Raw genomic sequence first — 10,538 nt, forward strand, 5'->3', positions numbered from 1 at the left:
CTTCAAACCTTCTCCGTTTGACCCGCCTTGGGCTGCCAGGTCATCAGTCGGCGCTCGACGAGGCCCACGAGGCTGTCGAGCACGAGGGCGCAGGCGGTCAGGACCAGGATGCCGGCGAACACCGTGTTGATGTCGAACGTGCCCTCGGCCTGGAGGATCAGGTAGCCTACCCCCATCGAGGAGCCGAGATATTCGCCGACTACGGCGCCCACGAAGGCCAGGCCCACCGCGTTATGCAGGCTCGCGAACACCCAGCTCATGGCGCTCGGCAGGTAAATCGAGCGCAGGAGCTGGCGCTGCGAGGCCCCCAGCATGCGGGCATTGGCGATCAGGTTGGGACTGACCTCACGCACGCCCTGATAGACGTTGAAGAAGACCACGAAGAAGACGAGCGTCACGCCCAGCGCCACCTTCGACCAGATGCCGAGGCCGAACCAGACAGCGAAGATCGGCGCCAGCACGACGCGCGGCATGGAATTGAAGCCCTTGATGTAGGGATCGGTAATCGCCGAAGCGGTGGGCGACAGCGCCAGCCACAAGCCGATGCCGAGACCGGAGGCCGCGCCGATCACGAAGCCCAGTGCCGTCTCGAGCAGAGTGATGCCGAGATGGGGAAAGATCTCGCCGCTCGCGAACCAGTCGACGATCACCCAGAAGACCTTTTGCGGCTCGCCGAAGAAGAAGGCGGCCCGGTTGGCCTTGTCGAAATAGAAGGGCGGGACCAGCCCCGGCGCCGTCATCACGTACCAGGCCACGACCAACAGGCCGAGAAGGAGCAGTTGCAGAATCCTGAGCCGCATCTCAGATCGCCTTCTGCTGTGCGTAGGCCTTCAGCACCTCTTCCTTCATCGCCGCCCAGATCTCGCGATGCAGGTCGAGGAAGGCCGGCGTCATGCGGATTTCTGAGACGTCGCGCGGCCTGGGGAGATCGACCCTGAAATCGCCGATCGGCCGGGTCGCCGGGCCGGCCGACAGGACGACGACGCGATCGGAGAGTGCGATGGCCTCCTCGAGATCGTGGGTGATGAACAGCACCGACTTGCGGTCCTCGGCCCACAGCGCCAGCAGTTCGTTCTCCATGAGCTGGCGCGTCTGTACGTCCAGCGCCGAGAAGGGTTCGTCCATCAGCAGGATGTCGGGGCTGAGGATCAGCGTCTGCGCCAGCGCGAGGCGCTTGCGCATGCCGCCCGACATCTGGTGCGGATAGCGGTCGCCGAACCCGGCCAGACCGACGCGGCGCAGCCACGCCTCCCCCTGCCCGACCGCCTCGGCCCGCGGGACGCCGCGGAATTCGAGGCCGGCGACCACATTGTCGATGCCCGTACGCCACGGCATCAGCGCGTCGGCCTGGAACATGTAGCCTGCCCGCCGGTTCACGCCATTGCCCGCCAGCAGCCTCTCGCCGAACACCTCGACCGTGCCGGACGACGGCTCCAGCAGCCCCGCCGCCACGTTGAGCAGGGTGGACTTGCCGCAGCCGGTCGGGCCCACCACCGACACGAACTCGCCGCGCGCGACGTTCAGCGTGGCGTTCGCCACGGCGGTGTAGGCCTGGCTCGCATCGTCGCGGGCGGCGAAGCGACAGGTGATGTCGGCCAGCGCGAGCGCCGGCACTTCATTCGTCATGGTCACGTCGAATTAGCTGCGCTTGGCGGCCCGCTGGGCAAACTCGTTGTTCCAGGTGTCGGCGAGCTTCACCGTCCCGGCCTTGATGCCGGGATCGCTCTCCGCCAGGAACTTCAGGCAATTCTCCATCGCACCGGCGGGCATGGTGCCGTCCGGCGAGATCGTCTCGCGAACACCCGCGAACGACTTCTCGTAGACTGCACGATCACCCAGCAGGTAGCCCTCGGGCACGGCATTGGCGACATCGGCCGGCGACGCCGTCTGCAGCCACTGATTGGCGCGCACGATGCCGGTGGCCAGCGCCTGCGTGGTGCCGGGGTTCTTCTTGATGAAGTCGGATTGCGAATAGAGGCTGGCCGCCGGAAAGGGGCCGCCGAACACTTCCTGATTGCCCTTGGTCGTTCGCGTATCGACGACCACCTTCACCAGGTTCTTGTCGGTCAGAATGGTGAGCGCGGGATCGGTCTGGGAGACACCGTCGACTTCGCCCTTCTCGACCGCGGCAATGACCGAAGCGCCGGCGCCGACGCCGATCGCCACCACGTCGCTGGCCTTCAGCCCGCCCTTGGCCGCCCAGAAGTTCAGCAGCATGTTGGTCGACGAGCCTGGCGCCGTGACACCGAATTTCATGCCTTTGATATCGGCAGGGCCTTTTACCCTGGCGGCCACGTCGTTGCGCAGGGCGATGCAGATCTGCATGCCGCGACCGATCAGGGCGAAACCCGTCACGTCCTGGCCGCGCTGCTGCATGCGGATCGTGTGCTCGTAGGCGCCGGCAACCACGTCGGCACTGCCGCCCATCAGGGCCTGCAGCGACTTGGCGCCGCCCTGGAAGTCGTTGATCTCGACGTCGATGCCGGCTTCCTTGAAGAAACCCTTGCGCTCGGCAATGGTCAGCGAAAGGTAATAGAGCGCCGACTTGCCGCCTACGGCGAGAATGACCTTGCTCTTCTCGGGCTTGGCCTGCGCTCGCGCGACATGGGGGGCCGCCAGTACCATCGGGGCGGCCGCCAGCAAGGTCCGGCGCCGCATCTGCAGCTTGGTCATTGTTTCCTCCGCAACAGGCTTGTTTTTCGCACCTTGCCGCAAGGTGCGCGCCACGGCAACCGCCGCCGGTCGCGGAGAAGACTCGGCTACTTGAACTTACGTTCCGGCCACCACGGGAAGTAGGACGGCATGCCGTCGCTTACCTTCATCGGGAAACGCGCCGGGCGCTTCTCGAGGAAGGCGGTGACTCCCTCCTTCACATCCTCCGACTTGCCGCGCGAGTAGATGCCCTTGGAATCGACCTTGTGCGCCTCCATCGGATGGTCGGCGCCCAACATCCTCCAGATCATCTGGCGATTGAGCGCGACCGAGACCGGCGCGGTGTTGTCGGCGATCTCACGGGCCAGCGCATAGGCGGCCGGCAGGAGATCGTCGGGCTTGTGGATGGAGCGTACGAGCCGGCCGTTCAGCGCCTCCTCGGCGGAGAAGACGCGGCCTGTCATCACCCATTCCAGCGCCTGCTGCGGGCCCACGAGGCGCGGCAGGAACCAGCTGGAGCAGGCTTCCATGACGATGGCGCGGCGCGTGAACACGAAACCATAGCGCGCCGCCTCGGAGGCGAGGCGGATGTCCATCGCCAGCTGCATCGTGATGCCGACGCCGACCGCCGGTCCATTGCAGGCAGCGATCGTTGGCTTCAGCGATTCATAGAGGCGCAGCGTGAAAAGGCCGCCGCCGTCGCGATGGCCGTCGAGGCCGGGATCGACCGGCCCGCGATTCTCGGAATTGAAGGTGTTGGCACCGCCCGACAGGTCGGCCCCGGCGCAGAAGCCGCGGCCCGCGCCGGTGAACACGACGGCGCGCACGTCATCGTCACGATCGGCGCGATCCATCGCGTCGAGCAGCTCAGACAGCATCTTGCCGGTGAAGGCGTTGAGCTTGTCGGGACGGTTGAGCGTGATGGTGAGGATACCGTCCTTGGTGTCGTACTTGATCTGCTCGTAGTCCACGGGAACGCCCCTCAGCTCTGGTTGATGAGGACGACACCGCCCACGATCAGAGCAATGCCGCCGATCTGCTTGATGCCGAACGGCTCACCGAAAAGGAAGTGCCCGGCTACTGCAACGATCGCATAGGAGAGCGACACGCTGGGAAAAGCCACTGAAACCGGAATCTTTCGCAGAGCGATGATGTAAAGGAAAGCCGCCGAGCCATAGAGCGCCAGGCCCGCGATGGTCGAAGGACGCAGGAGCTGGCTCACGAAATCGGGCGCGTCGGCCCCGGTCTTGAGCAGGATCTGGCCGCCGATTCCGGCCAGGACGCCGATCCCGAGCGCCACGTAGTAGATCGTCATGCTTCAGCTCTCCCTGCGGCGCAGCTCGTGCGAAGGCTCGCGGTGCGGCTGGCCTGCGGCCCGCGTATCGACCTTCGGGCGCTCGATGTCGAGCGCCGCCGTCGCGTCGCTTCCCGTTCCGCGCCTGACCACTTCGCGCACGAGGTATTGCGGCTTGCGATTCACGGCGAGGAACATGCTGCCGAGATACTCGCCGATCATGCCGATCACGAGCAGCTGCACGCCCGCGAGGACCAGCACGGCCACCATCAGCGACGCCCAACCCTGCGGCGCCCTGTCCGAGATGATCGCCTCGACGATCGTGATGCCCGCAGCCAAGGCGCCCAGGGCACCGAAGACCAGCCCGAGGATCGTGGCGATTCGGAGCGGCATCACCGAGAAATTCAGGAACATGGCCAGCCACAGCCGCAGCAGACGGCGCAGCGTGTAGTTCGAGCGCCCTTCCGCCCGGGGCAGATGGTTGACCTGCAGGCGACTCACATTCTGGGTGATCTGGAAGATCAGCCCGTCGACATAGGGTGCCGGCCCCTCGTAGCTCGACACGACCCGCTCGCGCAGGAAGCGCGAAACGCAGCGGAAGCTCGAGAGATAGAGCCCTTGCGGCTTGTCGATCAGCTTGTCGGCGCACCAGTTGGTGAAGCGGCTGCCGAGATTGCGCCACGCCGCGTGCTTCTTCTCTTCGTAGTAGGTGTAGACCGCATCGTAGTTGCCGTCGCGCGCATGCTCGAACAGGCGACGCACTTCCTCGGGCGGATTCTGCAGGTCGTCGTCCATGGTGATCGTGTAGGCCCCGCGCGCCCGCGCGAAGCCCGCCATGACCGCATTGTGCTCGCCGAAGTTCCGGCTGAGACTGAGGACTGTCACCGGTGCCCCGGGCTCGGCGGCGAGTTGCTTGCAGACGTCGAGGCTGTTGTCGGGGCTGCCATCGACCACCAGGACGATCTCCAGCCCGCCCTCGATCTCCAGGGCGCGTAGCGCCTTCACCAGCTCCCCAACGGTCGCCGCCCCATTATAGACCGGCACGACGATGGAGAGGGCCGGACCCTCGTCTGGATTCTCAAGCATCACGCACCGCCACGATCATGAGGGAACCGCCGAACGGCAGGCTGAGCCCGGCGCCGATGGCGGCGCGCTCGATGGCGAGCGCAGTGGAGAAAATTGCGTCGAGCCAGCGCGGATAGTCGCGCACGTCGCTCTCCGCGTCGCCGCGCTCGGCCAGCCGATGGATGAGCATCAACGGAAACAGGAGTGTGTTCCAATAGCTCGCACGAAGGACACGGAAGCCCGGCGCGGCGATCAGGCCGCGCGCCTCCCCCCGCGTGAAGCGGCGGGCATTGTGCACACGCCTGTCGTGGGCCGACAGCATCCAGGAGTAGGCCGGCAGATTGAAGACCGCGATCGCGCCCGGGCCGAGGCAACGATACGCCTCTTCCAGGGCACGCGCTGGGTCGACATTGGCATGACAGAGCACATCGAGGGAGACATAGGCCCCGAGCGTCCCGTCGCCCAGCGGCATTTCGTTGACCGAGCCCGAGACGACGGGACGATCCGCCTTGGCCTTTGCAAGGCCGGCGGCCACGGGATCGTATTCGAGGCCAATGGTCGGGCGACTGGCGACGGCCGGGCCCAGGACCCGCAGCATGCCGCCGGTGCCGCATCCCGCATCGAGGACCGGCCCATCGGCTCTCGATCGCGACAGCGCCCGGGCGAGCTGGTCCGCGACCAGACGGCGCAGGCCGCGATACCACCACATGCGGTCTTCGACCGCATGCATATGCTCGTACTCTGCCCGTTCCACGAAGCGGCGTCTCCCGGGAAGTCTCCTCTTCCTGTCCGCTTATGATATCTTCGCCTCGCCTTGCCAACCGTTCACACCAAACCTCCCACGATCCCGCCGCGCGTCGAGCAGCTCCTTCTGGTCCCGCTGTTCGCTCTCCCGATCCTATGGCTGGCGGGCTACTTCTTCCCGCCGATCAACCACGACGTCGCCGCTATCCTCGACGTGTCGACCCGCTGGGTCGGCGGCGAGAAGCTCTATGTCGAGGTGCTGGACGAGAACCTGCCGCTGACCTTCATCGTCCATGGACTGCCGGTGCTGACGGCCAGGTTCCTGCCCGGCACCGTGGCCTTCTGGTTCACGGCCTGGGTGGTGGCCGGAATCTTCGCTTCTTTCTGGGCCTGCCGGCGGCTGATCCGTCTGGTTCCCTCGGCCGATCACGCGCTCACCGAGGCGCTGCTGCCGCCGGTGCTCCTGTTCCTGTTCTCCGTGCTGCCCAACGAGCATTTCGGCCAGCGCGAGCACATCATGTTCGTGGCCTGCGCGCCTTACCTGATCGCCTCGATGGCACGCGCCGAGGGCGTGAACCCGTCACGCTCCGCCTCGATCCTGGTGGGCCTCGTGGCCGGCGTGGCACTCGCTATGAAGCCGCACTACCTCGCCATCCCGGCGGCAGTCGAACTTTACCTGCTCTTCCGGCGCGGCGTACGCCCGACTTTCACTGACCCGATCCCGTGGGCCATCGGATTGATGGCCGTCGCTCACCTGGCGATCATGTATCTGGTCTTCCCCGAGTTCGGGCATTTCGTCCTGCCGCTGGCGATCGAGGCCTATGCTCCGATCGGCGAGGCGGGCTGGCGGGAGGTGCTGACCAGCAACGTGCTGGGCCCCACCCTGCTGGCGCTGGCGATTTTCGGCCTGCTCGCCGTGGTCTTCACCAAGACCATCGCGGCGCGGGTGCTCGTGGTGTTCGGCGTGGGCGCGGCCCTCTCGGCCATCGGCCAGGCCAAGGGCTGGCCCTACCACGTGCTGCCGGCACTTTCGGCCGCCATTCTGCTCGCGGCCCTAACGGTCTCGCAGACCGTCGACCGCTACCTGCCGATCAGTCGCAGCGCCCATCGTCTGCCGGTGGCGGTGATCTGTGCCACCTTCATGGTGCTGCTCTACTTCCAGGCCGCCCTCTACACGCCCCCCTTCTACAAGCAGCGCCAGTTCGAGGCGTCCATTGGTGGCCGGCTGCAGCACATCATCGAGCAGAACGCACCGAACCGAACCATCCTCGTATTGTCGCCGGGCATCTATCCGTTCTGGCCGATGGTGAACTATATCGGCGGCCGCATGACCACGCGGTTCCTGACCATGTGGGTGCTTCAGGGAGTCTACGCGACCTGCGACGACTTCCCCGCGCTCTACAATCCGCCCGACACGATGGGCGACTCCGAGAAGTTCGTGTTCGACACGGTGAGCGAGGACTTCGCCCGCGAGCATCCCGACCTGCTGATCGTCGACCGCATCGCCGGTGTGCCGCGCTGCCAGGGCAAGGAATTCGACTATCTCGAATACTTCATGCAGAATCGAATCTTCGCCGACGCGTTCGAGAATTACGAACACCTGATGGATTTCGACCGCTACCGGATCTACCGGCGGAAGAAGCTGAAGAAGTAGCCGTAGCTGTCGTCCTGAGCGCCGCGAAGGACCTATCGGAATGGCCAACACTGCGTGGCCAGCACGAGATTCTTCGCGGCGCTCAGGATGACAAGGAACTGCTCACCTCTTCCACGGCGGCGACAGCGCAACGGCGCGTGCCGCTTCGGGAATCTTGTCAGGGTCGGGCACCTTGAAGACACCCGAGGCCACCAGGACGATCTCGCCGCCGCAGACGAGGTCGCAACTGGCAAAGCAGAAGTTGATCGTACGCCGCGCGATGCGCGCCTTGCCCTCAAGCCACTGTCCGAGCTTCGCGCCGCGCACGAACTCGCTGGTGAGCGAGATCGTGGGATGCGGCCAGAACAGGCCGGTCGAGAAACCCGAGCCCACGCCCATCACCATGTCGGCGACGGTGACCAGCAGACCGCCATGGGCCCAGCCCATCGGATTGCCGTGCCGCTTCTCCAGCGGCAGGCCGATCCTGAGACCGTCCTCTTCCGCCTTGAACCAGAGCGGTCCCACGAGCCCGACGAAGTCGTCGGTGACATCGAGCTTGCGGAAGCCTTCCGGTACGGCAGTCATGGTTCGAGCCCGTCCTTCGAGGCCGCGAGCCGGTCGAGCATGGCGCGCACTACGGGATCGAACGGCGTGGCGCGATGCGTCTCCTCGTTCAGCGACACCATGATCACCTTCTGCACGGCGGTGCAGTTGCCCTCGCCGTCGAACAGGCCCTGGCCGACGATGCACTTGCGGTCGTGGGCCTCGATCAGGCGGCAGCAGGCCACGGCCGTGCCGGGATAGAACATCTGGCGCTTGAAGTCGGCCTCGATGCGGCCGACGACCATGCGGAAGCGCGGCAGCCCCGTGCGCACGATCTGACGAAGGTACGCGACGCGCACATTCTCCAGCAGTTCGAGAAAGGCCCCGTTGTTGATGTGCCCGTTGGCGTCGACGTCCGCGAAGCGCAGGTTTTCGGTGGTCGAGAAGCCGTAGATGCCGCGGTCGGCAAGATCGAACGCCATGAAGACTAGAGCTCCGAAAATTCCAGGGTGAGATGCGCGGCTTCCGATGGCGGGATGACCAGCCGCCCGGAATCGGGCTTCGTGAACTTGACGCCGTTTTTCTTCAGCAGGGCCTCGCAGGCTGCGAGGTTCTCGACGCGAATCGTGAGCAGCGCCGGATGGTCGCCCGCGCGTACCGGCGTGATGCCGGGATAGCGGACGGCATAGTCCTTGGGAGTCATGTAGCGGATCGGCTGGGTGCCGGTGTCGACCACCAGCCCCTCGCCCTCGCGCTTGACCGAGCCCGGCCCGAAATACTTCTCGAGTTCGGGAATCCATTTGGCCGGCTGTTCGGCAATGACGGTGACACCCAGGATGCCGCGCGCTCCGTTGGGATGCGCGGCCCATTCCGGCCGGTAGACGAATTCCGGCGTCTGGTGTTCGCACACGAAGAAGCCGACGACCGGCATATTGTCCTTCGGGATGCGCACCGTGCGGAACTTGGCGAGTTCCGTCTTTCCCGCGACCTCGACCGCACGGTCGAAGAAGAGCGGAGCATCGGGGTTGAGGCCGGCCACCTTGAAGGCTTCGTAGGCCACGTCGGCGCCGTCGGTGGCCAGGGCCACGTTGGCGAGGCCGCCGCCACCCTTCAGCCATTCGCGGCGCTCGGCGTTGAACTCGGTGTCCTCGACGATGCCCAGGATCTCGAAATAGTCGGTGTCGAAGATCATGAGGTGGTTGGCCGTGCCGAGCTTATTGTGAAAGCCGCGCGGCTGGACCTGGAAGCCGAGCCTCCTGTAGGCAGCCTCGGCCGCGTCGATGCCATCGACCATGACCACCACATGGTCGAGTCCCTTCACCGCACGCTTCATACCGGCCTCCTACGCACCATGTTGACCCCCTTGGAGGTCATGACCAACTCGCCGTTCTGATTGATCGCCGTCCAATGCTCGTGGATGACGCCCAGCGTCGGGCGGCTCTTCGACGGGACCTTGTCGGCGCACTCGACCCAGGCAGTGAGCGTATCGCCCGGCCGTACCGGCTTCAGCCAGCGCAGCTCGTCGAGGCCGGGAGAGCCAAGCGCCGTGCGTTTGTCGACATAGTTGTCGACGAAGAGCCTCATCAGCTTGGCCGCGACATGCCAGCCGGAGGCGCAAAGCCCTCCGAAGAGCGAGGATTTGGCGGCTTCGGCATCGACATGGAAGGTCTGTGGATCGAACTTCTCGGCGAACTCGATGATTTCCTCGGCCGTGAAGCTGGTCGAGCCGAGAGGGTATTTCCTGCCGACTTCGTAGTCTTCCCAGTAGCGGGGCTTTTCGGATTGCATGATTCGGTCTTCGCAGAGCATGGCCGATCACGCAAGCATGTCCTCCGGCGTGGGCTATGCTAGCCTCGGCTCGGAAACCAGCACGCAATGACCGACACAAATCTCGTCCGACGCCTCACGACGATCCTCGCCCTCGACGTGGTGGCATTCAGCACCATGTCGGCGCGCGACGAGGAGCGTGCCCTGGCGCTGCTGGCCGCTCGGCTCGACTCGGCCGGCGCGCTCGTGCGCCAGCATCGCGGGCGCGTCTTCAAGATGACGGGCGACGGATTGCTGGCGGAATTCGCGAGCCCGGTCGAGGCCGTCCGAGCCGCCCTCGAAATCCAGGAAGCGATGCGCTCGGCCAATGCAACGGCGCAGGCCGACGACCAACTCACCCTGCGGATCGGCATCAACCTGGGCGACGTCGTGGAAAGCGGCGACGATCTGATGGGTGATGCCGTGAACGTGGCGGTGCGGCTCGAGGCGATCTCGGAGATCGGCGGCATCTGCATCTCGTCTTCGGTCTACGAACACATCATCGGCAAGCTGATGCTGGGTGCGGAGGATCTCGGCGAACAGCACGTCAAGAACATCCCCCGCCCCATCCATGCCTACCGCCTGACCATCGACGGCGCGCGGCCGACCTCGCCCCTGGCCACCGCTCCTCATCCTGCCCACGCGGCGGCCCGGTCGATGCCACGCACCCGTCTCCTCCTGGCTGGCGGCGCCGTGACGGTCCTGCTCCTGGCAGCACTCGCCGGGACGTTCTACCTTCGCCATCCTACGCATCCGCTTTCCCTCCAGACCGCCAAGCCCACGGACGCGCCGCCGACGGAT

General features: G+C 65.6%; 13 protein-coding genes. 2 read left to right on the forward strand and 11 right to left on the reverse strand.

Annotation, left to right across the window (positions count from 1 at the left end; all coding sequences use genetic code 11):
- Positions 1-2: 2 nt before the first annotated feature.
- From ACT6UX_RS27090 to ACT6UX_RS27120, 7 genes are all read right to left on the reverse strand, one after another.
- Positions 3-800, reverse strand: coding sequence for an ABC transporter permease (locus ACT6UX_RS27090; RefSeq protein WP_444778270.1), 798 nt, complete (start codon positions 798-800; stop codon positions 3-5).
- Position 801: 1 nt separating this feature from the next.
- Positions 802-1,626 carry an ABC transporter ATP-binding protein gene (locus tag ACT6UX_RS27095; protein ID WP_444778283.1) on the reverse strand — a complete coding sequence of 275 codons (825 nt, stop codon included), beginning with the start codon at positions 1,624-1,626 and terminating at the stop codon, positions 802-804.
- 12 nt (positions 1,627-1,638) lie between these two features.
- On the reverse strand, positions 1,639-2,673 hold the full coding sequence (locus ACT6UX_RS27100; RefSeq protein WP_444778271.1) for an ABC transporter substrate-binding protein: 1,035 nt from the start codon (positions 2,671-2,673) through the stop codon (positions 1,639-1,641).
- 86 nt (positions 2,674-2,759) lie between these two features.
- Positions 2,760-3,623 (reverse strand): crotonase/enoyl-CoA hydratase family protein, encoded by an 864-nt coding sequence (locus tag ACT6UX_RS27105; protein ID WP_444778272.1) that lies wholly within the window; start codon positions 3,621-3,623, stop codon positions 2,760-2,762.
- An 11-nt stretch (positions 3,624-3,634) separates the two neighbouring features.
- Complete coding sequence (locus ACT6UX_RS27110; protein ID WP_444778273.1) at positions 3,635-3,967, reverse strand: DMT family transporter; 333 nt, start codon at positions 3,965-3,967, stop codon at positions 3,635-3,637.
- Between the two features lie 3 nt (positions 3,968-3,970).
- Positions 3,971-5,032 carry a glycosyltransferase family 2 protein gene (locus ACT6UX_RS27115; RefSeq protein WP_444778274.1) on the reverse strand — a complete coding sequence of 354 codons (1,062 nt, stop codon included), beginning with the start codon at positions 5,030-5,032 and terminating at the stop codon, positions 3,971-3,973.
- On the reverse strand, positions 5,025-5,765 hold the full coding sequence (locus ACT6UX_RS27120) for a class I SAM-dependent methyltransferase (RefSeq protein ID WP_444778275.1): 741 nt from the start codon (positions 5,763-5,765) through the stop codon (positions 5,025-5,027). Before ACT6UX_RS27120 ends, ACT6UX_RS27115 begins: the two co-directional genes overlap by 8 nt.
- 60 nt (positions 5,766-5,825) lie before the next feature.
- On the opposite strand from ACT6UX_RS27120, the gene ACT6UX_RS27125 reads away from it, so the two are divergent.
- Positions 5,826-7,409, forward strand: a complete 1,584-nt coding sequence (locus ACT6UX_RS27125) for a hypothetical protein (protein WP_444778276.1) — start codon at positions 5,826-5,828, stop codon at positions 7,407-7,409.
- 102 nt (positions 7,410-7,511) lie between these two features.
- Here the strand turns inward: ACT6UX_RS27125 and ACT6UX_RS27130 are convergent, their stop codons facing one another.
- The 4 genes from ACT6UX_RS27130 to ACT6UX_RS27145 are packed head-to-tail and all read right to left on the reverse strand — an operon-like array spanning position 7,512 to position 9,719.
- On the reverse strand, positions 7,512-7,973 hold the full coding sequence (locus ACT6UX_RS27130) for a PaaI family thioesterase (protein ID WP_444778277.1): 462 nt from the start codon (positions 7,971-7,973) through the stop codon (positions 7,512-7,514).
- Positions 7,970-8,413: an acyl-CoA thioesterase gene (locus ACT6UX_RS27135; RefSeq protein ID WP_444778278.1), complete on the reverse strand. Its 444-nt coding sequence runs from the start codon at positions 8,411-8,413 to the stop codon at positions 7,970-7,972. The genes ACT6UX_RS27130 and ACT6UX_RS27135 overlap by 4 nt, the downstream gene beginning before the upstream one ends.
- Positions 8,414-8,418: 5 nt before the next feature.
- A complete protein-coding gene (locus ACT6UX_RS27140) occupies positions 8,419-9,264 on the reverse strand; it encodes a VOC family protein (protein ID WP_444778279.1) in 846 nt (281 codons plus the stop codon).
- Positions 9,261-9,719 (reverse strand): MaoC family dehydratase, encoded by a 459-nt coding sequence (locus tag ACT6UX_RS27145; protein WP_444778280.1) that lies wholly within the window; start codon positions 9,717-9,719, stop codon positions 9,261-9,263. Before ACT6UX_RS27145 ends, ACT6UX_RS27140 begins: the two co-directional genes overlap by 4 nt.
- A gap of 87 nt (positions 9,720-9,806) precedes the next feature.
- Here ACT6UX_RS27145 and ACT6UX_RS27150 point away from each other — a divergent pair.
- Positions 9,807-10,538, forward strand: a 732-nt coding sequence (locus ACT6UX_RS27150) for an adenylate/guanylate cyclase domain-containing protein (RefSeq protein ID WP_444778281.1), incomplete at its 3' end; no start/stop codon positions are given.

The sequence above is a fragment of the Reyranella sp. genome (assembly GCF_052439685.1).
GTDB lineage: Bacteria > Pseudomonadota > Alphaproteobacteria > Reyranellales > Reyranellaceae > Reyranella.